The 24,024-nt window shown below is 73.5% G+C and carries 23 protein-coding genes and 3 tRNA genes; 21 read left to right on the top strand and 5 right to left on the bottom strand.

Annotated elements, in window-relative coordinates; genetic code table 11:
* Position 1: 1 nt before the first annotated feature.
* The 7 genes from orn (at position 2) to ACIGXW_RS19805 (ending at position 5,765) form a co-directional block, all read left to right on the top strand.
* A complete protein-coding gene (orn, locus tag ACIGXW_RS19835; protein WP_360909660.1) occupies positions 2-610 on the top strand; it encodes an oligoribonuclease in 609 nt (202 codons plus the stop codon).
* 98 nt (positions 611-708) lie between these two features.
* Positions 709-781: transfer RNA gene (locus tag ACIGXW_RS19830), tRNA-His, on the top strand.
* A 146-nt stretch (positions 782-927) separates the two neighbouring features.
* Positions 928-1,134 carry a cold-shock protein gene (locus ACIGXW_RS19825; protein WP_071965921.1) on the top strand — a complete coding sequence of 69 codons (207 nt, stop codon included), beginning with the start codon at positions 928-930 and terminating at the stop codon, positions 1,132-1,134.
* Positions 1,131-2,468, top strand: a complete 1,338-nt coding sequence (locus ACIGXW_RS19820) for an ABC transporter substrate-binding protein (protein WP_399574196.1) — start codon at positions 1,131-1,133, stop codon at positions 2,466-2,468. The genes ACIGXW_RS19825 and ACIGXW_RS19820 overlap by 4 nt, the downstream gene beginning before the upstream one ends.
* The gene (locus ACIGXW_RS19815) at positions 2,465-3,454 is read left to right on the top strand and encodes a carbohydrate ABC transporter permease (protein ID WP_079273945.1); all 990 of its coding nucleotides are present in this window, start codon (positions 2,465-2,467) and stop codon (positions 3,452-3,454) included. Before ACIGXW_RS19820 ends, ACIGXW_RS19815 begins: the two co-directional genes overlap by 4 nt.
* Positions 3,455-3,463: 9 nt before the next feature.
* The gene (locus ACIGXW_RS19810) at positions 3,464-4,330 is read left to right on the top strand and encodes a carbohydrate ABC transporter permease (protein WP_071963563.1); all 867 of its coding nucleotides are present in this window, start codon (positions 3,464-3,466) and stop codon (positions 4,328-4,330) included.
* Positions 4,331-4,367: 37 nt separating this feature from the next.
* Positions 4,368-5,765: a GH1 family beta-glucosidase gene (locus ACIGXW_RS19805; RefSeq protein ID WP_399574195.1), complete on the top strand. Its 1,398-nt coding sequence runs from the start codon at positions 4,368-4,370 to the stop codon at positions 5,763-5,765.
* 7 nt (positions 5,766-5,772) lie between these two features.
* Here ACIGXW_RS19805 and ACIGXW_RS19800 read toward each other — a convergent pair whose 3' ends face one another.
* Together ACIGXW_RS19800 and ACIGXW_RS19795 are read right to left on the bottom strand one after the other, a co-directional pair.
* A complete protein-coding gene (locus ACIGXW_RS19800; RefSeq protein ID WP_399574194.1) occupies positions 5,773-6,654 on the bottom strand; it encodes a spermidine synthase in 882 nt (293 codons plus the stop codon).
* 31 nt (positions 6,655-6,685) lie between these two features.
* Entirely contained in the window at positions 6,686-7,150 is a 465-nt protein-coding gene (locus tag ACIGXW_RS19795; protein WP_399574639.1) for a hypothetical protein, read from the bottom strand.
* 269 nt (positions 7,151-7,419) lie between these two features.
* On the opposite strand from ACIGXW_RS19795, the gene ACIGXW_RS19790 reads away from it, so the two are divergent.
* The gene (locus ACIGXW_RS19790; protein ID WP_399574193.1) at positions 7,420-8,796 is read left to right on the top strand and encodes a tetratricopeptide repeat protein; all 1,377 of its coding nucleotides are present in this window, start codon (positions 7,420-7,422) and stop codon (positions 8,794-8,796) included.
* Positions 8,797-8,822: 26 nt separating this feature from the next.
* Here the strand turns inward: ACIGXW_RS19790 and ACIGXW_RS19785 are convergent, their stop codons facing one another.
* Positions 8,823-9,416 carry a histidine phosphatase family protein gene (locus ACIGXW_RS19785; RefSeq protein ID WP_360909646.1) on the bottom strand — a complete coding sequence of 198 codons (594 nt, stop codon included), beginning with the start codon at positions 9,414-9,416 and terminating at the stop codon, positions 8,823-8,825.
* 207 nt (positions 9,417-9,623) lie between these two features.
* Here ACIGXW_RS19785 and ACIGXW_RS19780 point away from each other — a divergent pair, with 207 nt between their 5' ends.
* From ACIGXW_RS19780 to ACIGXW_RS19750, 7 genes are all read left to right on the top strand, one after another.
* On the top strand, positions 9,624-10,613 hold the full coding sequence (locus ACIGXW_RS19780; RefSeq protein ID WP_399574192.1) for a phosphatase PAP2 family protein: 990 nt from the start codon (positions 9,624-9,626) through the stop codon (positions 10,611-10,613).
* Positions 10,534-11,730 carry a hypothetical protein gene (locus ACIGXW_RS19775; RefSeq protein WP_399574191.1) on the top strand — a complete coding sequence of 399 codons (1,197 nt, stop codon included), beginning with the start codon at positions 10,534-10,536 and terminating at the stop codon, positions 11,728-11,730. The genes ACIGXW_RS19780 and ACIGXW_RS19775 overlap by 80 nt, the downstream gene beginning before the upstream one ends.
* Positions 11,721-13,307 carry a hypothetical protein gene (locus ACIGXW_RS19770; protein WP_399574190.1) on the top strand — a complete coding sequence of 529 codons (1,587 nt, stop codon included), beginning with the start codon at positions 11,721-11,723 and terminating at the stop codon, positions 13,305-13,307. The genes ACIGXW_RS19775 and ACIGXW_RS19770 overlap by 10 nt, the downstream gene beginning before the upstream one ends.
* Positions 13,304-14,656 (top strand): AAA domain-containing protein, encoded by a 1,353-nt coding sequence (locus tag ACIGXW_RS19765; protein WP_399574188.1) that lies wholly within the window; start codon positions 13,304-13,306, stop codon positions 14,654-14,656. Before ACIGXW_RS19770 ends, ACIGXW_RS19765 begins: the two co-directional genes overlap by 4 nt.
* Positions 14,657-14,765: 109 nt before the next feature.
* The gene (locus ACIGXW_RS19760) at positions 14,766-15,134 is read left to right on the top strand and encodes a hypothetical protein (protein ID WP_071963630.1); all 369 of its coding nucleotides are present in this window, start codon (positions 14,766-14,768) and stop codon (positions 15,132-15,134) included.
* A 134-nt stretch (positions 15,135-15,268) separates the two neighbouring features.
* The gene (locus ACIGXW_RS19755) at positions 15,269-15,850 is read left to right on the top strand and encodes a bifunctional DNA primase/polymerase (RefSeq protein WP_399574187.1); all 582 of its coding nucleotides are present in this window, start codon (positions 15,269-15,271) and stop codon (positions 15,848-15,850) included.
* Positions 15,851-15,906: 56 nt separating this feature from the next.
* Positions 15,907-15,980: transfer RNA gene (locus ACIGXW_RS19750), tRNA-Lys, on the top strand.
* 70 nt (positions 15,981-16,050) lie between these two features.
* Here ACIGXW_RS19750 and ACIGXW_RS19745 read toward each other — a convergent pair.
* Positions 16,051-17,292, bottom strand: a complete 1,242-nt coding sequence (locus ACIGXW_RS19745) for a M6 family metalloprotease domain-containing protein (protein WP_399574637.1) — start codon at positions 17,290-17,292, stop codon at positions 16,051-16,053.
* A gap of 430 nt (positions 17,293-17,722) precedes the next feature.
* Between ACIGXW_RS19745 and ACIGXW_RS19740 the strand changes: the two genes are divergently transcribed.
* The gene (locus ACIGXW_RS19740) at positions 17,723-19,480 is read left to right on the top strand and encodes a putative bifunctional diguanylate cyclase/phosphodiesterase (RefSeq protein ID WP_399574186.1); all 1,758 of its coding nucleotides are present in this window, start codon (positions 17,723-17,725) and stop codon (positions 19,478-19,480) included.
* 9 nt (positions 19,481-19,489) lie between these two features.
* Here the strand turns inward: ACIGXW_RS19740 and ACIGXW_RS19735 are convergent, their stop codons facing one another.
* Complete coding sequence (locus ACIGXW_RS19735; RefSeq protein WP_399574184.1) at positions 19,490-20,599, bottom strand: LLM class flavin-dependent oxidoreductase; 1,110 nt, start codon at positions 20,597-20,599, stop codon at positions 19,490-19,492.
* 248 nt (positions 20,600-20,847) lie between these two features.
* Here ACIGXW_RS19735 and ACIGXW_RS19730 point away from each other — a divergent pair, with 248 nt between their 5' ends.
* From ACIGXW_RS19730 to ACIGXW_RS19710, 5 genes are all read left to right on the top strand, one after another.
* On the top strand, positions 20,848-21,606 hold the full coding sequence (locus tag ACIGXW_RS19730) for an IclR family transcriptional regulator C-terminal domain-containing protein (protein WP_071963568.1): 759 nt from the start codon (positions 20,848-20,850) through the stop codon (positions 21,604-21,606).
* 109 nt (positions 21,607-21,715) lie between these two features.
* Positions 21,716-21,789, top strand: a tRNA-Lys gene (locus tag ACIGXW_RS19725).
* A gap of 108 nt (positions 21,790-21,897) precedes the next feature.
* A complete protein-coding gene (locus ACIGXW_RS19720; RefSeq protein ID WP_399574183.1) occupies positions 21,898-22,326 on the top strand; it encodes a hypothetical protein in 429 nt (142 codons plus the stop codon).
* Between the two features lie 75 nt (positions 22,327-22,401).
* Positions 22,402-23,166 carry a DsbA family protein gene (locus tag ACIGXW_RS19715; RefSeq protein ID WP_079273947.1) on the top strand — a complete coding sequence of 255 codons (765 nt, stop codon included), beginning with the start codon at positions 22,402-22,404 and terminating at the stop codon, positions 23,164-23,166.
* The gene (locus ACIGXW_RS19710; RefSeq protein WP_071963571.1) at positions 23,163-23,996 is read left to right on the top strand and encodes a cytochrome c biogenesis CcdA family protein; all 834 of its coding nucleotides are present in this window, start codon (positions 23,163-23,165) and stop codon (positions 23,994-23,996) included. Before ACIGXW_RS19715 ends, ACIGXW_RS19710 begins: the two co-directional genes overlap by 4 nt.
* The last annotated feature ends 28 nt before the right edge of the window (positions 23,997-24,024 follow it).

The following is a 24,024-nucleotide window of genomic DNA, read 5'->3' as shown; positions in this document are numbered from 1 at the left end:
TATGAACGATCGCATGGTGTGGATCGACTGCGAGATGACCGGGCTCTCGCTGTCGGACGACGCGCTCATCGAGGTGGCCGCCCTGGTCACCGACTCTGAGCTGAACATCCTCGGGGACGGCGTGGACATCGTCATCCGTCCGCCCGCCGAGGCACTCGTCACCATGCCCGAGGTGGTGCGCCAGATGCACACGGCCTCCGGGCTGCTCGCGGAGCTGGACGGCGGGACGACGCTCGAGGAAGCGGAGCGGCAGGTCCTGGCGTACGTCCGCGAGCACGTCCCGGAGCCGGGCAAGGCCCCGCTGTGCGGAAACTCGGTCGGCACCGACCGTGGATTCCTGCTGCGGGACATGCCCGCTCTGGAGAGCCACCTGCACTACCGGATCGTGGATGTGTCCTCGGTGAAGGAGCTGGCCCGCCGCTGGTTCCCGCGCGCGTACTTCGCCAGCCCCAAGAAGAACGGCAACCACCGGGCACTGGCCGACATCCGCGAGTCGATCGCCGAGCTCCGCTACTACCGCGAGGCGATCTTCGTGCCGCAGCCCGGCCCGGACTCCGACACGGCGAAGGCCATCGCGGCCAAGCACGTCCTGCCCGCTCAGACGGTGTGACGCAGCTCGCTCCCGGCACGGCCGAAAGCCGGGAGCGAGCACCCCCGAAGACCCTGTACACTTTTTCTCGTCCGGTGGGAAACACACCGAACAACATGGTGGGTATAGCTCAGCTGGCAGAGCACCTGGTTGTGGTCCAGGATGTCGCGGGTTCAAGTCCCGTTACTCACCCTGATCGACAAGAGCCCGATCCGCGCAAGCGGGTCGGGCTCTTGTCGTTTTGTAGTCCCCAGGGGTGACGCACGGCGCGTACGGGGGAAGTTCACCCCGGGTCCGGGGAATGCTGAGGTGCGGCACCGGACGAAGGGTCATGACCAATGGCAACAGGCAAAGTGAAGTGGTTCAACGCCGACAAGGGCTTCGGCTTCATCGCGCAGGACGACGGGGGCCCGGACGTGTTCGTCCACTTCTCCGCGATCCAGAGCACCGGCTTCAAGGAGCTGTACGAGGACCAGAAGGTCTCCTACGACGTCGTCCAGGGACCGAAGGGACCGCAGGCTGAGAACGTCGTCGTCGAGACGTGACCCCGGCCTGGTCGAGCGGCCCCTACCGGCGCCGGGCCCTGCTGCTCGTGGCCGCCGCCGCGCTCGTCCTCGGCGTCAGCGTGCTCGACGGCTGCGCCAAGGACGGCCCGGACGGTGAAGCGGACCGCCCCGGCGGCAACGGCAGGACCACGGTCACCATCGGCACCTTCGGTGTCTTCGGCTATAAGCAGGCGGGGCTCTACGAGGAGTACGAGCGGCTCCACCCGGGCGTCACGATCAAGGAAAGCGTGATCGAGCGCAACGACGCCTACTTCCCCCAGCTCCTCACCCACCTCGCGGCGGGGAGCGGGCTCGCCGACATCCAGGCCATGGAGGTCGGCAACATCCACGAGGTGGCGGCCGCCCAGGGCGATCTGTTCGTCGACCTGGGCAAGGCCAAGGGCGTCCGCAGAAGCGACTGGCTGCCGTGGAAGTGGGCCCAGGCCACCACGCCGGACGGCCGGACCATCGGTCTCGGCACCGACATCGGCCCGATCGCCGTCTGCTACCGCAAGGACCTCTTCCGGCAGGCCGGACTGCCGACGGACCGGGAGGCGGTCGGCCGGCTGTGGGCCGGGGACTGGCAGAAGTACATCGACACCGGCAGGGCCTACGCGCGGCGGGCCCCGGCCGGCACGGTCTTCACCGACTCGGCGGCCGGGATCTACAACGCCTCCGTCCACGCCTACCCCGAGCGCTACTACGACCGGCGGGGCAGGCCGGTCTATACGAAGAGCCCGGCGGTCAGGGCCTCCTGGGGCCTGGCCATGCAGGCCGTGCGGGGCGGGCTGACCGCGCGGCTCAAGCAGTTCGAGAAGCCCTGGGACCAGGCGTACGCCAACGGCCGCTTCGCCACCGTCGCCTGCCCGCCGTGGATGCTCGGATACATCAAGGAGAAGTCGGGTGCCGCGGGCAAGGACAAGTGGGACGTGGCCGCGGCCCCCCGGCCCGCCAACTGGGGCGGCTCCTTCATCGGCGTCCCGAAGGCGGCCCGGCACAAGGCCGCGGCGATCGAGCTCGCGGTCTGGCTGACGGCGCCCGCCCAGCAGGCCAGGCTCTTCGAGCGGCAGGCCGGCGTCCCCTCCACCCCGGCCTCGTACGCCATGCCGCAGGTCAGAAACGCGCGCAATGCCTACTTCGGCGGCGCCCCCATCGGGGCGATCTATACGGAGGCGGCCCGCTCCATCCCCACGCTGGTCTTCGGTCCCCGGGAGGCGCAGATGGGGACGGCGTTCACCGACGTCGGCATCCCCCAGGTCGAACAGCAGGGCAGGTCCGCGCGCGCGGGCTGGAGGGCGGCGCAGAAGGAGATCGAGAACGCGGTGGACGAATGACCGCCACGACCACCGTGGTGGAGGGCTCGCCGGCCGGCGAGGCCGGGGAGCGCAGCCGCGGCCGGGCGGGCCCGGGCCCCTGGCGCAGCCGTCTGTACCGCTGGGACCTGCGCTACAGCCCCTATGCGTTCGTCGCCCCGTTCTTCCTCTTCTTCGTGGCATTCGGCCTCTTCCCCCTCCTCTATACGGGCTGGGCCTCCCTGCACCGCGTGGAGCTGACGGCCCCGGACCGGATGCAGTGGGCGGGCCTGCACAACTACGCCCGGCTCCTGGGCAACGACTTCTTCTGGAACGCCCTGCGCAACACCTTCACCATCGGCGTCCTGTCGACCGTGCCGCAGCTGCTGATGGCGCTGGGCCTGGCGCATCTGCTCCACTACCGGCTGCGCGCCGCCACCTTCTGGCGGGTCGCGCTGCTGACCCCCTACGCCACCTCGGTCGCCGCCGCCACGCTCGTCTTCGTCCTGCTCTACGGGCGGGACTACGGCATGGTGAACTGGGCGCTGGGCGCGCTGGGGATCGGCCCGGTCGACTGGCAGAGCGGCACCTGGTCCTCGCAGTTCGCGGTCTCCTCGATCGTGATCTGGCGGTGGACGGGCTACAACGCGCTGATCTACCTGGCCGCCATGCAGGCGGTCCCCGACGAGCTCTACGAATCGGCGGCGCTGGACGGCGCCTCGCGCGGGCGGCAGTTCCGGCACATCACCGTGCCCGCGCTGCGGCCGACGATCCTCTTCACGGTCGTCGTCTCGACGATCGGGGCGACCCAGCTCTTCGGCGAGCCCCTGCTGTTCGGCGGGGCGGGCGGCCAGAAGGGCGGCGCCTCGCACCAGTTCCAGACCCTGGGCCTCTACCTCTACGACCAGGGCTGGTTCAACTACCACCTCGGGCGCGCCTCGGCCGTCGCCTGGACGATGTTCCTGATCCTGCTGCTGATCGCCGCCGCCAACGGGCTGATCGCGCGACGTCTGCGGAAGGACCGGTGAGCCGCTGCCGTGCCGCCCCTCAGCCCCAGGCCCCCGGCCCCGGCCCACCGCGCGGGACGGCAGCTGCACGCCGGGCCCGTCGCCTATGCCGTGCTGACGGTGTTCACCATCGGCTCGCTGTTCCCGCTGGTGTGGACGGCGGTGGCCGCCTCGGGCGACAGCGCCCGGCTGGCCCGCACCCCGCCGCCCTTCTGGTTCGGCGGCCGGCTGCTGAAGAACCTCGGTTCGGCGTGGAGCGACGCCAACATGGGACTCGCGCTGTTCAACACGGCGCTGGTCGCCGGGACGGTCGCGCTGGGCACCGTGCTCTTCTCCACCGTCGCCGGCTTCGCCTTCGCCAAGCTGCGGTTCCGCCTCAAGAGCGCCCTGCTCCTGCTGACCGTCGGCACGATGATGGTCCCGCCGCAGCTGAGCGTCGTCCCCCTCTTCATGGTCGTCGCCGGCCTGGGCTGGACCGACCAGCTGCAGGCGGTGGTGCTGCCCACCCTGGTCAGCGCCTTCGGGGTCTTCTTCATGCGGCAGTACCTTCTCGAGGCGCTGCCCACCGAGCTGATCGAGGCGGCCCGCGTGGACGGGGCGAGCAGCTGGCGCGTGGTGTGGCACATCGTCCTCCCCGTCGCCCGGCCCGCGATGGCCGTCCTGGGCATGCTCTCCTTCGTCCAGGCGTGGAACGACTTCTTCTGGCCCGTCATCGCCCTGACCCAGGAGAACCCGACCGTGCAGGTGGCCCTCACCGGGCTCGGCCGCGGCTACGTACCCGACCAGGCCGTGGTCATGGCCGGTGCGCTGCTGGGCACCCTGCCGCTGCTGCTCGCCTTCACCCTGTTCGGCCGACAGATCGTCGGCGGCATCATGCGGGGCGCGGTCAAGGGCTGACCTTCGCACGTTCCCTCTCCCCCCTCGGAGCGTCTTGATGACCATGACCTTCCCGCCCGGCTTCCTGTGGGGCGCCGCGACCGCCGCGTACCAGGTCGAGGGCGCGGCCGCGGAGGACGGCCGCACCCCTTCCATCTGGGACACGTTCGCCCGCACGCCCGGCCGGGTGCTGGGCGGCGACACCGGTGACACCGCCACCGACCACTACCACCGCCGCCGCGAGGACGTCTCCCTCATGGCGGAGCTGGGCCTGGGCGCGTACCGCTTCTCCGTCTCCTGGCCGCGCGTCCAGCCCACCGGCCGCGGGCCCGCGTCCCGGCGCGGGCTCGACTTCTACCGGGCGCTCGTCGACGACCTCCTCGCCCGGGGCATCCGGCCCGTGCTGACCCTCTATCACTGGGACCTCCCCCAGGAGCTGGAGGACGCGGGCGGCTGGCCCGAGCGTGAGACCGCGCACCGCTTCGCCGACTACGCGCACCTGGTCGGCGAGGCGCTGGGCGACCGCGTCGGGCTGTGGACCACCCTCAACGAACCCTGGTGCAGCGCCTTCCTGGGCTACGCCTCCGGGGTGCACGCGCCGGGCCGTACGGACGACGCGGCCGCCCTGCGGGCCGCCCACCACCTCAACCTGGCGCACGGCCTGGGCGCCCAGGCGCTGCGCGCCGTCGTGCCCGCCGGGGCGCGGCTGTCCGTGGCGCTCAACCCCGGCGCCGTACGGGCCCGCACCCCCTCCCCCGGGGACGTGGACGCTCAGCGCCGCATCGACGCCCTGTCCACCCGTATCTTCACCGAGCCCATGCTGCGCGGGACGTACCCCGCCGACCTGCTGGCCGACACGGCGGCGATCACCGACTGGTCGTTCGTCCTCGACGGCGACATGGACGTCATCAAGCACCCCCTCGACGCGCTGGGCATCAACTACTACGCACCGTCAGTGGTATCAGCCGCCACTGACAACCGGCCCGTCCGCGCCGACGGCCACGGCGGCGAGCGCTCGCCCTGGCCGGGTGCCGGAGGCGTCGCCTTCCACCGGCCGCCCGGCAAGCAGACCGCGATGGACTGGTCCGTCGACCCGACCGGCCTCTACGACCTGCTGATGCGCTTCACGCGCGAGGCCCCGGGCCTGCCGCTGATCGTCACCGAGAACGGCGCGGCCTACGACGACAAGCCGGGCGCCGACGGCACGGTGCACGACCCCGAGCGCATCGCCTACCTCCACGCCCACCTCGAGGCCGTGCTGCGGGCCCTGACCGACGGCGCGGACGTGCGCGGCTACTTCCTGTGGTCGCTACTGGACAACTTCGAATGGGCGTACGGCTACAGCAAGCGCTTCGGCGCGGTGTACGTCGACTACGCCACCCAGGCGCGTACGCCCAAGTCCAGTGCGCACTGGTACGCGCGGCTGATGCGGACGGGCCAGCTGCCGCCCCGCTGAGCGGCGGCTATTCGAAGACGGAGGGCGGCGGCGCCGGCGACGGACGGGCGTCGGCGTCCGTGACGGGCGCCGCGCCGCCGGTGAAGTCGGCCAGGGCCTTGCCGTGTTCGACGCGCCCCTGGTGCGGATCGGTGGCGGCCCGCCGCGTCAGCTCGGCGACCGGCAGCTCACGGTCGGCGGCGAGCAGGACGGCGTTGCCGAAGCGGCGCCCGCGCAGCACCGCCGGGTCGGCGGTCAGGCACAGCTCGGGGAAGACGGTCCGTACGGTGGCTATCTGGGCCCTGACGTGGGCGAGCGGAGGTCCGTCGGCGAGGTTCGCGGCGTAGAAGCCGCCCGGCCGCAGCGCCCGGCGCACCTCGCCCGTGAACTCCGTGCTGGTCAGGTGGGCGGGGGTGCGGGCGCCGCTGAACACATCGGCGATGATCAGGTCCGCCCAGCCGTCCGGCACCTTGGCGAGCATCTCGCGGGCGTCGCCGCCGCGCACCCGTATGCGCCAGGTGCCCTCCAGGGGCAGCTCGCTGCGCACGAACTGCACGAGCGGTCCGTCGATCTCGGCGATCTGCTGGGTGGAGCGGGGCCGGGTCGCGGCGATGTAGCGGGCGAGCGTGAACGCCCCGCCGCCCAGGTGCAGCGCCTGGATGGGCTTTCCGGGCGGTGCGACGAGGTCGGCGATGTGGCCGAGGCGGCGCTGATAGGCGAAGTCGAGGTAGGCGGGGTCGTCGAGGTCGACGTGGGACTGCGGGGCCCCGTCTATCAGCAGGGTGCGGCCGCGCGGCCGGTCGCGGTCGGGGACGAGCTCCGCGAGACCGCCCGCCACCTGCGCGGATATCGGTTCCGCGGCGCGTCCGCGCCCCTGCTTCTGTTTGTCTCCTGCTACCCGACGTGCCACCCGTCCAGTATCGCCGCTCCCACGCGGGGGGCTAACGGCAGCGGTCGACGGCCTCGATCGTGCGGGCCGCCTCGCCGAGCGCGGCACGCAGCACGGCGGGGTCGGTGGCGGCGCCGTAGGCGGCGTCGGGCGCGACCAGCCAGCCGGTGCCGGTGACGGGCGGCTCGGCGAAGGCTCCGGTGCGCAGCCCACGCCCGTAGGTCTGGGTGCAGGCGCTGCCCGGCAGGTCCCAGCCGTCCGCCGTGCCGGGGGGCACGAGGAAGCCGAGGGTGTCGCAGTCGCCGTCGTGCAGGACGGGGCCGACGCCGTCGCGCAGCCGCAGGATGTCGACCGCCTCCAGGCCCTGGCGGGCGGGCACGGTCACCAGGTCGCACGGCCGGCCGGTGTCCTCGTGGCCGGGCGGCGGGTAGGGGGACCGGCTGCGGTCCTGACGCGGCTGGTGCAGCGCCACCGTCGTTCGCGAGCCGCCGCCGATGTCCAGTCCGGCCTCCGCCACGGGAAACCCCTCCTCACGCCGTGCCCACTCCGCGTCGAGCGTGCTCACGCTCTTCACGGTTCAACGTCCGCGGGGCGTCAACGGCTACGGCGCCATGCCGCCGCAAAGGATGGCAGTTCATGGCGGATGACAGGTGGGATATCCGGTTTGTAGGCAAACAGGATGTAGTGGCCTCGCCACAGCCGGTACGGTCATCACGCCACACGGCAGCACAGCCGCCCGCCCCGCGGGTTGCCCGAGGGGCGGCTCGCCAGGGAGAGGGTCCGGCCATGGCGTCGCACCGCGCGTCCTCGTCACCGCGTCCGAACACCGCCTTCCGGGAGCTGCGGGGACAGCGCTCACCAGGCGAGTTCGCGGCGGCCGTGCGCCGTGCGGCTCGTGAGATCGGCGAGCACGTCTCGTGCGACGCGCGCTACATCGGGCGCGTCGAGTCCGGCGAGATCCGCTGCCCCAACTACGCCTACGAGCGGGTGTTCCGGCATATGTTCCCCGGCCGGGAACCGGCGGACATGGGCTTCGCACCGCGCGAGACAGTGCGCGGACGGGGGGCGCGCGGGAAGGGCCACGCGCCCTCCGGGCCTGCCGAGAGCCCGGCCGAAAGCCGTACCCCCGGTGCGGTGGACGGCTCCTTCGACAGCACCGAGGAGAGCGACGTGTTGCGTCGCGCGTTCATGACCACGGGCACGGCCGCCATGGCCGCCGCCTCCCTGGGCGGCGCCCCGGCCGCCCGTGCCCAGCGCCGCGCCGGCGCGACCGAGGCCGCCGCCGTGGAGCAGGCGGTGCGGCGCATCCGGCTGCTCGACGACCGGCACGGCGCCGACGGCCTCTACCGGCGTGCGGGCCGGCCGCTGAAGGCGGCGTACGACCTGCTGGACGCACAGGCGCTGCGGCAGTCGGTGGCGGACCGGCTGCACGCGGGGGCCGGCGAACTCGCCATCTCCGTGGGCTGGCTGGCGCACGACTCGGGCCGCTTCGCCGACGCCCGCTCGCACTACGCGGAGGCGCTGGCGACCGCGCGCGTCGCGGGGGACGCCGGTCTGGAGGCGCACGCCTTCTGCAACACCGCGTTCCTCGCGCGGGACGCCGGGCGGCCCCGGGAGGCGGTGCGCGCCGCGCAGGCGGCCCAGCGGGCGGGCCGGCAGCTGGGGTCGGCGCGGCTGATGGCGCTGCTGACGCTGCGGGAGGCGGGCGGCTGGGCACGGCTGGAGGACCGGGCGGCGACCGAGGAGGCGCTGCTGCGGGCGCGGACGCTGTTCGGGCGGGGGGCCTGCGAGGCGGATCCGGAGTGGATGAGCTTCTTCGGTGAGGCGGAGCTGGAGGGGCTGGAGGCCCAGTGCTGGTCCGCGCTCGGCGACTGGCGGCGCGCGGCGGAGCACGCGGAGCGCGCGGTCGCCCTGCAGGACCCGCACTTCGCGCGGAACATCGCGCTCTACACCGCCCAGCTGGCCGGCGACCTGGCCCGGGCCGGTGCCGTGGACGAGGCGGCGGCCGCGGGGGGCCGCGCCCTGGCCCTCCTGGACCAGGTGCAGTCGGCCCGTATCCGCACGATGCTCACCTCGACGGCCCGCATGCTTCGGCGGCATGCGGCGCATCCGTCGGTGGCCACGTTCCTGGCCCGCCACGAGTCGGCCGCGCAGTCGGCCTGAGCGGGGCCCGCCGTGGGCCGCGGCGGTCAGCCGAGGTGGCCCGTGTCGTTCCAGCGCTCGAGGGCGGGGGCGCCGTAGGCCCAGCCCAGGACGGACAGCGAGGTCGGGTCGAGCCGGATGCGGGAGCCGAAGAAGATGTCCTCGCCCAGCCAGCGTGCGGCGATCGTGCGCAGGATGTGGCCGTGGGCGAAGATCAGGACGTCGCGGTCGGCCGAGCGGGCCCACCGCACGACCTCGTCCGCGCGCGCCGTGATCGCCTCCCGGCTCTCGCCCTCGGGGACGCCGTCCCGCCAGATCAGCCAGTCCGGGCGCCCCGCCTTGATCTCGGCGGGGGTCATGCCCTCGTACGCGCCGTAGTCCCACTCCATCAGCGCGTCCCAGTCGGTGGCCCGGTCGCCGAAGCCGGCCAGCTCACAGGTCTCGCGGGCGCGCACCAGCGGGCTCGTGCGGATCTCCACGTCCGGCAGGGCGTTCCAAGGGGCCCGGTGCAGTCGCTCGCCCAGCAGCTTGGCTCCGCGCCGCCCCTCGTCGAGCAGCGGGATGTCCGTGCGGCCGGTGTGCTTGCCGGACAGCGACCACTGCGTCTGTCCGTGCCGGGCCAGCAGGATGCGCGGTGCCATGGTGAGGCCCCTTCGGGATTTCGGTGACTTTCCGCGTCCATCATCACTCACGTCACCCCGAGGCAACCCTTCGGCCATTCCCGGCGTCTCCTCCCCAGCACCGTGGGGTTTGTGTGAAGGCCGGGGCGGTGTGCGAGCAATGTGGCGTACACCGTACGGTTGCTAGCGCGCTTGTTTGGTCGCCTGAGCATATGGAGAGCCGTCCCGATGTACCGCACCGCACCACAACGGCAGCGGCCGCGCTGGTGGACCGAACTGCCACTGATAGCCGTGGTGTACGGGCTGTACTCGGCGGGCCGGCTGCTGGTCAGAGGCAATGTGCAGACCGCCGTCGATCACGGCCTGTCGATCCTCGATCTTGAAAAAACGTTTCGAATAAACTTCGAACACCCGCTCAACCGGCTGTTCACCGACCATGCCTCCATCGGCATACCCGCCGATTTCGCCTACGCCGCGCTGCATTACCTGCTCACCCCCGCGCTGCTGGTCTGGCTCTTCAAGCGCCGCCCCGACGAGTACCGCCGGATGCGGACCTGGCTGATGATCTCCACCCTCATCGGCCTCATCGGCTTCACCCTCATGCCCACCTGCCCGCCGCGGCTGCTCGACCCGGCCTACGGCTTCGTCGACACGATGCACCAGTACTCGGAGTACGGCTGGTGGGGAGGCGACGCCAGCGCACCGCGCGGGCTGGGCGGGCTCACCAACCAGTACGCGGCGATGCCCAGCCTGCACGTCGGCTGGGCCCTGTGGTGCGGTGCCGTGCTCTGGCGCCAGGGGCGCGCCACCTGGGCGAAGATCGCGGCTGTCGCCTACCCCCTCGCCATCACCCTCATAGTGATGGGCACCGCGAACCACTACTTCCTGGACGCCGTCGCCGGCGCCGCCGTGATGGGCGTGGGCTATCTGCTGGCGCGGCCCGCGCTGCGGCTCGCCGAGCGGATCCGCGGCCTGCTCACCCGGAGCGAACCCGTGGAAACCCCCGGGACGCCCGCGATTGTCAGTGCCGGATGCGAGACTTCGGCGGGTACAGCGCTTCCCCGGACGTCCTTCCCCGGCTCCCCGGCCGGAGCCGGCCGCCCGGGGGCGCCGGAGAGACTTCGCGAGGCGGACGCCAGTGACCAGATCCCTCGACAGCAGGCCCGGGGCGAGGCCGGGGACAGCCGCACCGACGGCGCTGCGACAGCGGCTCGCTGAGCTGCGCGGCCCCTCCGTCGCGCCGCTCCCCCTCGACGCCCGCGCGCTCGCCGCGCTCGCCGCCAACCCCGGCTGCCATCGCCGCGCCCTGCTCGACGGCGCCGGCGTGGACAAGGCCGCGCTGGCCCGGGCCCTCGGCGCACCGGCGACGTTCGGGCAGTCCCAGTTCGCGTTCGTCCGCGGCCACGCCTTCGAGGCGCGGGTCAAGGGCGACGGCGGCGCGGAGCTGATCCGCCTGCTGCACGCGCGGCTGGCCGAAGCGGGCGACCCGCCACCCGGGCCGCAGGACGTCGACCGGCCCGACCTGTCCGCCGCCGGCCCCGAGGGCCGCACCGCCCGCACGGCCCTGGCCCTGCGCGAGGCCACCGCCGCCGGCCGGTGGGCCCTGCTGGACCATCCCCTGCTGGCCCTGACCGTCGCCGGGACGCCCAGCTATCTGGAGCCGGACGCGGTCGTCGTGCACCCCGACGGCAGCTGGACGGTCGTCGAGATCAAGTCCTTCGCGATGGTCGACGGGGCGGCCGACTCCGCGAAGGTGGGCGCCGCGGCGCGGCAGGCGGCGGTGTACGCCCTCGCGCTGGAGCCCGTGGCCGCACGCGTCGGGAAAGGCGCGTCGGTGCGCCATCACGTCCTGCTCGTCTGCCCCAAGGACTTCTCCAACCTCCCGGACGCCGCCCTCGTCGACATCCGCAAACAGCTCGCCACGACCCGCCGCCAGCTCGAGAGGCTCACGGGCGTGGCGGACATCGCCGCCGCCCTGCCGGACGGCACGAGCTTCGACCTCCGCCTGGCCGACGACGGCCGCACCCCGACCCGTCCCGCGCACGAGCTGGCCGGCGCCGTCGACGCGGTGGCGGCGGCGTACGCCCCCGAGTGCCTGGCCGCGTGCGAGCTGGCCTTCCACTGCCGCGAGCGCGCGCGGGCGGCGGACCGCGTCCAGGTCCTGGGTCGCGGGGTCCGTGCCGAGCTGGGCGGGCTGACCACCGTCGAGGCCGTCCTCGCCGCGGCGGCCGGCGAGGACGGCGACCCCGGGGACCCGACGGTCGCCGCGCTGCGCCGGGCGGCGGCGCTCAGGGCGGAGGCAACGGCGGAATCGGGGGCGGCGGCATGTCTTTGATCAGCACGCTGGCGCGGCTGGAGGCCGTACGGGAGGGCCGCGCGCGGCCCCTCGCGACCGTGCGGCACCGGCATCTGTCCGGCGATCCGCTCGTGTTCGTGCCGCTGACGACCGCCGGCGAGGCGGGCGCGCCGCTGGGCGCGATGGTGGGCACCGACCGGGACGCACCCCGGCTGCTCGTCGTGGCCCAGCCGCGCGACCGTGACCTGCGGTTCGCCTTCCTCGCCGAGCTGGCCGCCGAGATGCTGCCGTACGTCGAGGGCTACAGCGAGGACGTCGAGCGCGAGGAGCGCAAGGAGACCGATCCGGAGACCGGGAAGAAGGTGCCGGTCGAGGTCGAGCTGTGCGCGGACGCGCCCCAGCTGCTGGTGCCGAGTGCGGCCGGCGTGGAGTACGTCCGGCTGCTCGGCCGCTCGATGCGCTTCCGCCGCACCGCCGAACAGGACCCCGAGGCCGCCCACCCCGCTCCCCCGCGCGTACCGCTGCTGGGCCGCTGGCTGACGCACTATGGCGAGCGGGCGCACGTACCGGGCTCGTCGCTGCTGCTGTCCATGACGCAGGCGCTGGGCCGGCACTGGGCGACGGGCCAGAGCGTGCTGGAGGACCAGCACCTGGGGGCGCTGCTCGCCTGGATCGACCCGCCGGAGGGGACGTCCGGCGCGCAGGCGGCCCTGCGGGCGGAGCTCGAGCGCGACGCGGACGGCCTGCCGGTGACCCCGCCCGCGGGCCCCGCCACGGACCCGGTCTTCGACAACAGACTCCTGGCCCCGGCCGTCGCCCGCTACGACCGCGCCCGCGCCGAGGCCCTCCAGGCGCCGCCGCACCGCGTCGCGGCCGCGCACGCGGCACTGGCCGGCGCCGAGCGTGCCGTCCGCGAGTTGCTCGAGTCCCAGCTGCGCCCCACGTGGGACGCCGTCTGGCACGGCGTCGACCTGCTGCGCGCCCTCCCCGAGGGCGCGCACGTGTCCGAGCGCTGGAAGCGCGACCGCTGGTCGTACACCGCGCACCGCGACCGGGTCCGCGCCGGCGAGCCCCCGCAGCCCCGGCGGGACGACGCCGTGACGGCGGCCCGCAAGCTCGCGGCCCGCGAGAGCGCGCAGGCGCGGCTGGACGCACAGGAGGCGCTGGACGATCCGCTGGTGATGGCCGGGCGGCGGCTGGCCGGCGAGGCGTTCGCCGGCGAGGTCACCGAGGTGGTGATGGCGTATTCGGAGGCGAAGGTCCCGCGCCCCCGCCCGCTGGTGACCCTCCGTACGTCCGACACCCCGCACCTGTCCGACGGCGTGAAGCTGCACCGTGTGCTGCCGGACGGCAAGGCGCAGCCCGCCGAGTTCGTGGCGTACGAGCCGGACGGCGCCCTGACCGTACGACTGACCGGCGGAATGGGGCGCGGCAAAGTGCCCGACACGGGCTCCGTGCCCGGGCCGGGCGACCGCGTGTGCTGGACACTCTTCGAACACGCGCCCAGGGGCGGCCCCGAGCTGCCGGATCCCGAGCGGACCCCCTGGACCCACGGCGGCCCGCCGGCCGCCCCGGCCGAAGCCCCCGACCCCGTGACCGCGGAGGACCGTCTGTGACCGTACGTCTGGCGCGGGGCCGCGCCTTCGACCCCGCCGGAGCCGCGGCGGCGGCCACGGACGCCATCCTGCGCGACACCCTGCACAGCCCGCACCGCGGTGTGGTCGTGGACTCCCCGCCGGGCGCGGGCAAGTCGACGCTGGTCGTGCGGGCGGCGCGTGAGCTGGCGGGCGCGGGCCGCCCGCTGATGATCGTCGCGCAGACCAACGCGCAGGTGGACGACCTCGTGCTGCGGCTGGCGGAGCAGGAGCCCGAGCTGCCGGTCGGCCGGCTGCACAGCAACGAGCGGCACCCCTACGACCCGGCGCTCGACGCGCTCGACCAGGTCGTGCCGTCGGCGAAGGCGGCGGATCTGGCCGGGCTGGACGTCGTGGTCTCCACGGCCGCGAAGTGGGCGCACACCAAGGTCGCCGAGCCGTGGGGGCACGCGATCGTCGACGAGGCGTACCAGATGCGCTCGGACGCGCTGCTCGCGGTGGCGGGGCTGTTCGACCGGGCGCTGTTCGTGGGCGATCCCGGGCAGCTGGACCCCTTCAGCGTGGTGGGGGCCGAGCAGTGGGCGGGGCTGTCGTACGACCCGTCTGCGAGCGCGGTGAGCACGCTGCTCGCGCACAATCCCGGGCTTCCCCAGCACCGGCTGCCGGTCTCCTGGCGGCTGCCCGCCTCGGCGGCGCCGCTGGTCTCCGACGCGTTCTATCCGTACACGCCCTTCCACAGCGGCACCGATCACGGCGACCGCCGGCTGGCGTTCGGGGTGGCGTCCGACGGCTCGGGCCCGGACCGGGTGCTGGACGAGGCGGCCGTCTCCGGCTGGGGCCTGCTGGAGCTGCCCGCGCGCCATACGCCGCGCACGGACCCGGAGGCGGTCGGTGCGGTGGCCCTGGTCGTGCGGCGCACACTGGACCGGGGCGGGGCCGTGACCAGCGAGCGCTCGCCCGACCCGGTGCCGCTGACGGCGGACCGGATCGCGGTCGGCACGGCCCACCGCGACCAGGCCGCGGCCGTGCGCGCGGCGCTCGCCGACCTGGGCGTCGAGGGGGTCACGGTGGACACGGCCAACCGGCTCCAGGGCCGGGAGTTCGACCTGACCGTGGTGCTGCACCCCCTGTCGGGCCGCCCGAACGCGACGGCGTTCCACCTGGAGACCGGGCGCCTGTGCGTCCTGGCCTCGCGCCACCGGCACGCGTGCGTGGTGGTGTGCCGGGCGGGCGTCGACCGCCTGCTGGACGAGCACCCCTCGACGGAACCGGTGCAGCTGGGGGTCACGGTGAAGTTCCCGGACGGCTGGGAGGCCAACCACGCGGTGCTCTCCCACCTCGCCGAGCACCGCATCACGTGGCGGCCCTGAACCGCGGCGCTCCGCGTCGGGGCGGGCCGGCGCGAAGCCGGGGGGCGGGGGCGCACTTGCGCGCGGCAGGACAATGGATGACGGTGCAGACGATTCTGGAGGTATGTACATGTGCGAGCCGAAGCAGGCTCCCGGCGCGCAGGACAGTGCTCCGCGCCGCCTGAAGCCCGCGCAGCTGCTCTTCGAGCCACCCGAGGCCGTCGCCGATCCCGAGCATTTCTTCGACCTCGAGTCGATCGAGGACCCGCGTGAGTTGCTGGCCCGCTCCACGGAGCTGGCGCTGGCCTTCCGCGCGGCCGCGGACCGGGCGACGGAGTTCCAGGCGGTGGCGGCGGCTCAGCTCGCCGATCCCCGGCGCTTCGACCGGCTGCCCCCGGCAGTGATCGCGGCGCGCGCCGAGTGGAGCGAGGACTACGCGAAGAAGATGGTCGAATTCGGCCGCGAGCTGCTGCGCGGCAGCAGCACCCCGGTCGACTGACCCGTACGGCCCATGATCTCGATCATGGGCCGTTGGCATATGCGGCGCACAAGGTAGCGCACCGCACCGCGCCCTGTCCCGATTTCCGGCAACTACCGCAGGCGGACCCCATGGCGCCGCCGACCATAGGGGCCATGAGCTCCTGGCCGCACCCTCCGCGCCCCGTCCGCCACCGGCCCGCCGCCCCCTGCGTCACGCTCGCCGGGGCCGACTGGCTCGCCTCCGCCAGCCGGTCCCCCGGCGGCGTCCACGCCCTGTGGGCCGACAACGCCACGGCCCCGGCCGTCCTGCCCTGCGGCAAGGTCTTCGACGTGATCGGCGCGCCGACGCTGTTCGGCCGCCGGATGCTCGACCACCTGTGGTCGCCCGCCGGGCCGGGCTCGGGCCCGGTGGCGGCCCAGCGCGGCAGGCTGCTGCTGTTCGCCGCGCCCGGCACGGCCCAGCGGCTGCCCGCCCTGCTGGCCTGGGAGGAGTGGGGCGAGGACGCGGAGGGCGGCCGGGCCCTGCCCCCGCTCCTGTCCTACGGCACGGGCGACGCCGTGACCGTCCCCCCGCTGTATCCGCTGCCCGACGAGACCGGGCTCGCCCCCACCGCGCCCCGCTGGCTGGTGGCCCCGGAGACCCGCCACCCCTGGCTGCCGGGCGCGGACGCCCTTCTGTGGGCCTGTGTCCGGGCGGCCAGGGCAGCCTCGGTACCCATGTCTGTGCGGGGCTGAAACATACGGATTTTCGTTCCACCGGATCAGGGTGCTAAAGTCTTCCACGTCAGCAGGCGCCGCTAGCTCAGTTGGTTAGAGCAGCTGACTCTTAATCAGCGGGTCCGGGGTTCGAGTCCCTGGCGGCGCACAGACAGTCGAAGGGCCTCATCGAAAGATGAGGCCCTTCGTCGTATGCGCAGGTGGCAGGGGTCCTCGTCTCAACCCCGTCGCACCTTCACCGTCCAGGCCCCGGTCGCCGTGTGGCCGCGCACCTCCACGCGGACCCCGTCCGCGGCCGAGCCCAGGGACTCCCCGGGGCCGAGCGGCGCGTCCGCCAGGGGCGGATAGACGGACTGGCCCCAGCAGGCGTGCCCGCCCGGATGGCCGTCCAGCACCTGGATGGGCCCGCCGCCCGAGGCGGTGTCGCTGCGCACCCGGTAGACCAGCACCCCCTCGGTGCAGGTGGCCGAGTCGTTGCCGCTGGCGCCGCGCGCCTCGACGACGATGGCGCTGGTCGCGCCCGTACGGACCACGACCATGCGGGTGCGGGAGTCCGTGCCGGGGTGCATCGGGGCCTCAAGGGGCTGGAGGGTGTGCAGGGAGGCGCCGGGGCCGTTGACGCAGTCGACCTGGCGCGCGGACAGCCAGCCCAGTTTCCACTTGTGCCAGCCGAAGGGATCCGAGGCCAGTCCGAACTGGCTGCCCATGAGGTCCCAGTCCCCGACGTGGGTGTCCCAGTCGCCCTTGCCGTCCGTGGGCCGGTGGTAGAGGTCGGGCAGGTCCAGCACGTGGCCGGTCTCGTGGGCGAGGACGTTGCGGTCCGGCGGGTGGTGCTCGAAGACGGTGACGACGCGGCGCAGGTCGCTGCCGTCGACCCGGATGGGCTCCTCCAGGTTGACGACCTTGGTCGCGTCGGAGTCGACGCCGGGGGCGTCGGGGTCGGCGACGAGGTAGACGAGGTTGTAGCGCCGGAAGTCCACCGTGCGGTCCGCGGCGGCGATGGCGTCGCGCAGATAGGCCGAGCGCCGCTCGCCGTCCCAGTCGCGCTGTATGTGGTACTCGCCGGAGGTGCGGGGCATCTGGAACCAGTGCTTCACCGGATGGACGCGCAGCGTGAACCGCCCGTAGGAGGCCCGCTCGAAGAAGCGGGAGGTGCCGGGGAAGTGGTCGGCGGCCAGCCGTTCGGGGGTGACGGCGGGCCGGGAGTCCGGGAAGGACAGGAAGATCATGACGGCGTCGAGCCGGCCGACCGGGCGCGGATAGTCCGGATTCCAGGTGTCGACGCCCTCGGAGTGATGCGCCTGACTGCGCGGGAGCGCGCAGGGGCCGCCGGGCCCCGCCGCGTGCGCCGGGGCGGCGACGACGGTCGTGGCGATGGCGCACAGACAGGTGAGCATCGCGCCCAGGCGGCGCAGCCGGGAGCGATCCCCGCGGCGCGGCCGCGGCCGGTCCACTCCCATGGGTGTCAGCGGACGCACCACGTCGACCTCCTGGGACGGAATCGGGAGACCTCACCCACCCTCTTGTTATTTGCGGTGTTATGCCCCGTTTCACTACCCCAGTCGAGTGACTAAGCCGACTTCTGGGTACATCACACTCGGTCACGGATGGTCAATCGACAATGTCAGCCGAAAAGAAACGCCCGGCGGGCTCAGGCATGAATGCGCACCGACGCGCATGGACGCACAGAAACGGTCGGACCCACGCCGACGGCTCCCCCACTCGCGGCCGGGCCGCTGGAACGGTCCCTGCGCGGGCTCTATGCTCGCCACACTTCGAGCACAGAATCCCCCTACAGGCGGCCATTTACCGCCTTTTCCACCACGCGTACGAGACACACGAAACCCGCACGGGATTCCGTGCGGAACGAATGCCACGCGGGAGCGAACGTTGAGCGGAACACTCGACGGCCAGGGCACCACGCCCGATTCGAAGCCGCCAGTCGTCACGCAACGTCACGTCACTTCGAATGAGTTCCGCGCTGCCTTCCGTGCCGCGCACCTCGGTATGGCCGTCGTCGGCCGCGACGGCCTCGTACGCACCGCCAACGACGCCCTCGGCGCCCTGCTGGGCACCGATCCCGCGCATCTGCAGGACTCCCCCGCCGCCGAGTTCACCGGCCTGCGCGAGGACTCCCGGACCTGGAGCGCCTACCGGGAGGTCCTGCTCGGCCGCCGCGACCGGCTGCACTGCACCCGCAGGCTCAGACAGTCCGGCGGGCAGGGGCTGTGGGCCGAGGTGACCGTCACCCCGCTGCCGGAGACCCCGGACGCGCTGCTGTCGGTCGCCGACATCAGCGACCGGCGCGATCTACGGGCCCGGTTGCGGCACCTGCGGATGCACGACCCGGTGACCGGGCTGCCCAACCGCAGCCTGTTCTTCGAACGCCTGGCCACCGCGCTGGCCGCGGCGGCCGTCGACCGGGGAGGCGGCCGGATCGGGCTGTGCTACCTCGACCTGGACGGCTTCAAGGCCGTCAACGACACCCTCGGCCACCGGGCCGGCGACCGGCTGCTGGGCGCGGTGGCCAGGCGCCTGACGGAGTGTGCGGCGCCCGGCGGCCACCTGGTGGCGCGGCTGGGGGGCGACGAGTTCGCGCTGCTCGTCGAGGAGTCCGCGGGCACCGAGCAGCTGATCGACCTCGCCGCGGCCGTCCAGGCCGGGCTCGCCCGGCCGTTCGAGGTGGCCGGGCAGCGGCTGGCGGTGTCGGCGAGCATCGGCGTGGTCGAGCGCCCGGCGGCCGGGACGCACGCCACCGAGCTGATGCAGGCGGCGGACACCACGCTGTACTGGGCCAAGGCGGACGGCAAGGCCCGCTGGACCCTCTTCGACCCCGAGCGCAACGCCCACCGGATGACCCGCCAGGCCCTGTCGAGCACCCTGCGGCCCGCCGTCGACCGCGAGGAGTTCGCCCTGCAGTACCAGCCGCTGGTCGGCCTCGGCGACGGCGTCGTACGGGGCGTGGAGGCGCTGGTGCGCTGGCACCATCCGCAGTTCGGCACGCTCGCGCCGAACCGGTTCATCGGACTGGCCGAGGAGACCGGCGCCATCGTGCCGCTGGGCCGCTGGGTACTGGCGACCGCCTGCCGCCAGGCCCGCCGCTGGCAGCTCGACCACCCGGACGAACCGCTGGTCGTCAGCGTCAACGTGGCGGTGCGCCAGGTGTGGGACTCCGACCTCGTCGCGGACGTGGCCGAGATCCTCACCGATACCGGGCTGCCGCCGAGCCTGTTGCAGCTGGAACTCACCGAGTCGGCGGTCATGGGCTCGGCGGGCCGGCCACTGCAGCAGCTGCAGGCGCTCAGCGACATGGGCGTCGCCATCGCCATCGACGACTTCGGCACCGGCTACTCCAACCTCGCCTACCTCAGCCGGCTACCCGTCTCCACCCTCAAGCTCGACGGGTCCTTCGTCCACGGCTTCCGCACCGAGGAGCATCCCAACCCCGCCGACGAGACGATCGTCGAGGCGCTCGTGCAGCTCGCGCACCGGCTGGGGCTGACGGTCACGGCGGAGTGCGTGGAGAGCGCGGAACAGGCCGAGCGGCTCGGGCGGATCGGGTGCGACACCGGCCAGGGGTGGTTCTACTCCCGGCCGGTGCCGGCGGACCGCATCTCCGCGCTGCTGAGCGCGGGGGTGCGGCCCTAGGCGCCCCGCTTACGCTCCCTGCGCGCTCCCCGGCAGCCCGTACGCGTCGGCGATCAGCTCGTAGCTGCGCAGCCGCGCCTGCGGGCCGTGGACGTTGGCCGTGATCATCAGCTCGTCGACTCCCGTCCGCTTCACCAGGGCGTCCAGCCCCTCCCGTACCTGCTCCGCGGTGCCGAAGACGACGTTGCGCAGCCAGTCGGCGACGAACTCCTGCTCCGCGAGCCCGTAGGCGTACCGCTCCGCCTCCTCCGGCGAGGGCACCAGGCCCGGGCGCCCGGTGCGCAGCCGCAGCATCGACAGGGCGCCGGTGAGGACCTGGCGGCGGGCCTCCTTGGGGTCGTCGGCCGCCAGGGCCTGGACGCCGATCTTGGCGTAGGGGCGGTCGAGGACGGCCGAGGGGCGGAAGGACTCGCGGTACAGCTCCAGCGCCGGAAGGGTGTTGGCCGAGGAGAAGTGGTGCGCGAAGGAGAACGGCAGGCCGAGCAGCCCGGCCAGGCGGGCGCTGAATCCGGAGGAGCCCAGCAGCCACAGGGAGGGGCGGTCGGCCCGCTGCACCCCGCCGGGGACCCGGCCCTGGACGGGCCCGGGCACGGCGTGGATGCGGGCGTAGGGGTGGCCGTCGGGGAAGTCGTCGTCCAGGAAGCGCGTCAGCTCCGCCAGCTGCTCGGGGAAGTCGTCGGCGCCCTCGGCGAGCCGGTCCTGGCGGCGCAGCGCGGCGGCGGTGGCGCCGTCCGTGCCGGGTGCGCGGCCGAGGCCGAGGTCGACGCGGCCGGGGGCGAGGGCCTCGAGGGTGCCGAACTGCTCGGCGATCACCAGCGGTGCGTGGTTGGGCAGCATCACGCCGCCGGAGCCGAGGCGGATGCGGTCGGTGTGGGCGGCGAGGTGGGCCAGGAGGACGGCCGGGGAGGAGCTGGCGACGCCGGGCATGGAGTGGTGCTCGGCGACCCAGAAGCGGTGGAATCCGCGCCGTTCGGCCAGGCGGGCCAGCTCGACGGTGGTGCCGAAGGCCTGCCGGGCGGTCCGGCCGCTGCCGACGGTCGCGAGGTCCAGTACGGACAGGGGCACGGGGGCGGCGCCGAGGGGTTTCGCCCGGATGATGTCGTCCTGTACGTCGGCCACGGTGGCCCGCCTCCCTGATTCGGCTGAGTGTGCGCCGGAGCGCCGGTGCGCCCCGACCGGACACAACCGGAGTCAATCTCCGCTTATTCCGGCAGCCGTTTCCATGACGGCGGCATATGCCAAGGTGGCGAGGCCCAGGACAGAGGTACGAGCGCGCGGCCGATTCTGCTCAACACCCTCTCCGCGCCCCCTCTTTCGCCCTTATCGTGGGCAGTGGTAGACCCACCGGAAATCGCTAGGGGGAGACCGTGGCGCTCAGGCCCGAGCCGACCGCACCGTTCCATTCGGTGCAGTACGCCTTGCGCGTGCTGGAGACGGTCGCCAAGTACACCGGCGGCGTGAGCGAGGCCCAGCTCGCCCGCGAGACCGGGCTGCCCGCCGCTCAGCTCACCCACCTGCTGCTGATGCTCCGCCGCGAGGAGTACGTGGAGCGCACCGGCGACGGCGGCTACGTCACCGGCGAGTCCCTGGTCCTGCTGGGCGCCGGCGGGGACCGCAAGAAGGCCCTGGAGCGCAAGCTCCAGCGCTCCCTGACCGCGCTGCGCGACCGGGTCGGCGCCGCCGTCTACCTCAGCAGCTATGTCGACGGCGAGATCCGGATCACGCAGTACGCGGACGGGCCGCGCACCCCCAAGGTCCACGAATGGGTCGACTTCCGCTCCGCCGCCCACGCGATGGCGCTCGGCAAGTGCCTGCTCACCCAGCTCGACCTCGACGACCGGCGCGACCACCTCTCGCGCCACCGCACGGCCCGGCTCACCTCCAAGACGATCACCAACGAGAAGGTCCTGTTCAGCAAGCTGGACGCCCAGCCCGTGAGCGTGCCCGTCCTCGACCTCCAGGAGTACGCGGTGGGCACGGTCTGCGCGGCCGTCCCGATCACCGCGGGCCGCTCGGTCGGCTCGCTGGCGCTGTCCCTGCCCGTCCAGCACGCCCACCGGCTGCGGCAGGCGGCCGACACCCTGAACCGGCACGCCGCCCCGATGCTGCTGTCGATGGCGCTCTGACGCCGTCCGGCACCGGCCGGCACAGCCCCCGCACCGCGTCGCCAGGGGCCGGTGTGACGGGTGGTTCGGAGCACCCCGCGACATCAGGTAGAGTTTTCTCTGTCAGCAGGCGCCGCTAGCTCAGTTGGTTAGAGCAGCTGACTCTTAATCAGCGGGTCCGGGGTTCGAGTCCCTGGCGGCGCACAGACAGACGAAGGCCCTCACCGATCGGTGAGGGCCTTCGTCGTTCGGCCCGTAGCATGGAAGGCCGCGCCCGGCAGGCGCGCCGCAGACCGGAGAGGAGAAGCACACGTGCCACAGCGTCGCCGCCCGACGGCAGCCGCCGTGCTCCTGCTCCTCCTCGCCGTCGTCTTCGCCCCCGCCCTCAGCGGCGCCGGCCCCTCCGCCGCCGCGCCGGCCGGCACCTCCGCCTTCACGGCTTTCACCCCCTTCGCCAAGACCCACGCCCCCGGCCCCGAAGCGGCAGCCGCCGGCTCGCTGTCCGAGGTCCGCCCCCGCGCGGACGCCGGGGACACCGGTGGCGCCTGCCGCCAGCAGGACGTGCCCCTCAAGGGCGCCGAGATCGCCGTCGCCTCCGGCCACGGCGACCCCCTCACCGGCCCCGGCGCCACCGCCCGCGTCGCCCTCCCCCAGGCCGAGGTCCCGCAGGCCGGCCCGGCCAGGGCCCCGCCCGCACCGCTCGCCGGCTGCGCCGAGCTGCTCCCCGTCCTGCGGATCTAGACACGCCCGCCACGGCCCCGCACGGGCCGTGCTCCGGCATGCCCAGATTCCGTACGACCCATGGAGCTCCACCTCATGTCCGCACGCACCTCCACGCCCTCCCGTCGCATAGCGGCCGTCGGCGCCGTCCTCGCCCTCATCGTGGCGCTCGTCGCCGCGGGCATCGCCATCGGCAAGAGCGCGGGCGGGTCCGGCAAGGACAAGCCCTCCGCCGCCGACCAGCCGGCCTTCGACCCGCAGCAGCCGGTCTACGACCAGATGGAGAAGGCCACCAGCCGCCGCAAGGACGGCGACCCGCTCGCCGTCGGCAGGACGGACGCGCCCGTCGTCCTCGTCGAGTACGCCGACTACCAGTGCTCCTACTGCGGCCGCTTCACCCGCGAGACCCAGCCCGAACTGATCAAGAAGTACGTGGACGAGGGCGTGCTGCGGATCGAGTTCCGCAACTTCCCGATCTTCGGCAAGGACTCCGAGCGGGCCGCCCGCGCCTCCTGGGCCGCCGGGCAGCAGGGCCGCTTCTGGCAGTTCCACCACGAGGCGTTCGCCAAGCTCCGCAAGGGCGACGCGCTGGCCGAGGACAAGCTGGCCGACCTGGCCGGCACGGCCGGCGTGAAGGACCTCGAGAAGTTCCGCGCCGACATGAACGGCTCCGACGCCGCCGCCGCGGTCAAGAAGGACCAGGAGGAGGGCTACTCCCTCGGCGTGCAGTCCACCCCGACCTTCCTCGTCGGCGGCCGGCCGCTGGCCGGCGCCCAGCCGATGAAGGAGTTCGAGGCGGCCATCGCCCGGGCCAAGGCCGTCCAGGCGACCCGGTCCGACGCCGGGAAGAGCGGCAAGTGAGCGACATCGGCTACCTCGCCGCCTTCCTCGGCGGCGTCCTCGCCCTGGTCAGCCCGTGCAGCGCGCTGCTGCTGCCCGCGTTCTTCGCCTACTCGCTCGCCACCCCCGGCAAGCTCCTCGCCCGCACCGGCGTCTTCTACCTGGGGCTCGCCACCACGCTCGTCCCGCTCGGCGCGGCCTCCACCGCCGCCAGCCGGCTCTTCAACGGCCACCGCGACGCACTGATCACCACCGGCGGCTGGGTGGTCGTCGCGCTGGGCGTCGCACAGATCCTCGGCCTGGGCTTCGCCTCGAAGCGGGCCCAGGCGGCGGCCGGGCGCATCACCCCCCGCTCGGCGGCGTCCACCTTCCTGCTGGGCTGCGTCTACGGGCTCGCGGGCTTCTGCGCCGGCCCGATCCTCGGCGCGGTGCTGACCGTGACCGCCGTCGACGGCAACCCGGTGTACGGGGCGTCGATGCTCGCCGTCTACGCGCTGGGCATGGCGCTGCCGCTGTTCGTGCTGGCGCTGTTCTGGGACCGCTTCCGGCTCGGCAGCCGGGGCTGGCTGCGCGGCAGGGAGCTGCGCCTGGGCCGGCTGCGGCTGCACACCACCTCCCTGGTGTCGGGGCTGTTCTTCATCGGGATCGGGGTGCTCTTCCTCGCCTACGGCGGGACCACCGGGCTGCCGGCGGTCGTGGACGCCGAGCAGGAGTTCAAGCTGGAGGAGTTCGCCTCCCGGGTGGGCAACGCGGTGCCCGACTACGCCCTGCTGGCGGTCGTCGCCCTGGTGGTGGCGGGGGTGCTGGGGCGCATCGCGCTGCGGCGTGATGCGGAGTCCGAGGACGACTGAGGCGCGGCGGTGACCGCGCGCGGGCCTG

Origin of the sequence: Streptomyces sp. NPDC053079, assembly GCF_044546695.1 — a bacterium.
Lineage (GTDB): Bacteria > Actinomycetota > Actinomycetes > Streptomycetales > Streptomycetaceae > Streptomyces.
The sequence above is the reverse complement of the archived record's forward strand: the minus strand, read 5'-3'. Positions and strand labels throughout refer to the sequence as shown.

Excerpts from the sequence above, each read along its gene's own strand:
- ACIGXW_RS19715 (WP_079273947.1), top strand. The coding sequence starts at position 22,402 with ATGTCCGCACGCACCTCCACGCCCTCCCGTCGCATAGCGGCCGTCGGC.
- ACIGXW_RS19825 (WP_071965921.1), top strand. The coding sequence starts at position 928 with ATGGCAACAGGCAAAGTGAAGTGGTTCAACGCCGACAAGGGCTTCGGC.
- ACIGXW_RS19760 (WP_071963630.1), top strand. The coding sequence starts at position 14,766 with ATGTGCGAGCCGAAGCAGGCTCCCGGCGCGCAGGACAGTGCTCCGCGC.
- ACIGXW_RS19755 (WP_399574187.1), top strand. The coding sequence starts at position 15,269 with ATGAGCTCCTGGCCGCACCCTCCGCGCCCCGTCCGCCACCGGCCCGCC.
- ACIGXW_RS19745 (WP_399574637.1), bottom strand. The coding sequence starts at position 17,292 with ATGGGAGTGGACCGGCCGCGGCCGCGCCGCGGGGATCGCTCCCGGCTG.
- ACIGXW_RS19815 (WP_079273945.1), top strand. The coding sequence starts at position 2,465 with ATGACCGCCACGACCACCGTGGTGGAGGGCTCGCCGGCCGGCGAGGCC.
- orn (WP_360909660.1), top strand. The coding sequence starts at position 2 with ATGAACGATCGCATGGTGTGGATCGACTGCGAGATGACCGGGCTCTCG.
- ACIGXW_RS19770 (WP_399574190.1), top strand. The coding sequence starts at position 11,721 with ATGTCTTTGATCAGCACGCTGGCGCGGCTGGAGGCCGTACGGGAGGGC.
- ACIGXW_RS19790 (WP_399574193.1), top strand. The coding sequence starts at position 7,420 with ATGGCGTCGCACCGCGCGTCCTCGTCACCGCGTCCGAACACCGCCTTC.
- ACIGXW_RS19805 (WP_399574195.1), top strand. The coding sequence starts at position 4,368 with ATGACCATGACCTTCCCGCCCGGCTTCCTGTGGGGCGCCGCGACCGCC.
- ACIGXW_RS19785 (WP_360909646.1), bottom strand. The coding sequence starts at position 9,416 with ATGGCACCGCGCATCCTGCTGGCCCGGCACGGACAGACGCAGTGGTCG.
- ACIGXW_RS19780 (WP_399574192.1), top strand. The coding sequence starts at position 9,624 with ATGTACCGCACCGCACCACAACGGCAGCGGCCGCGCTGGTGGACCGAA.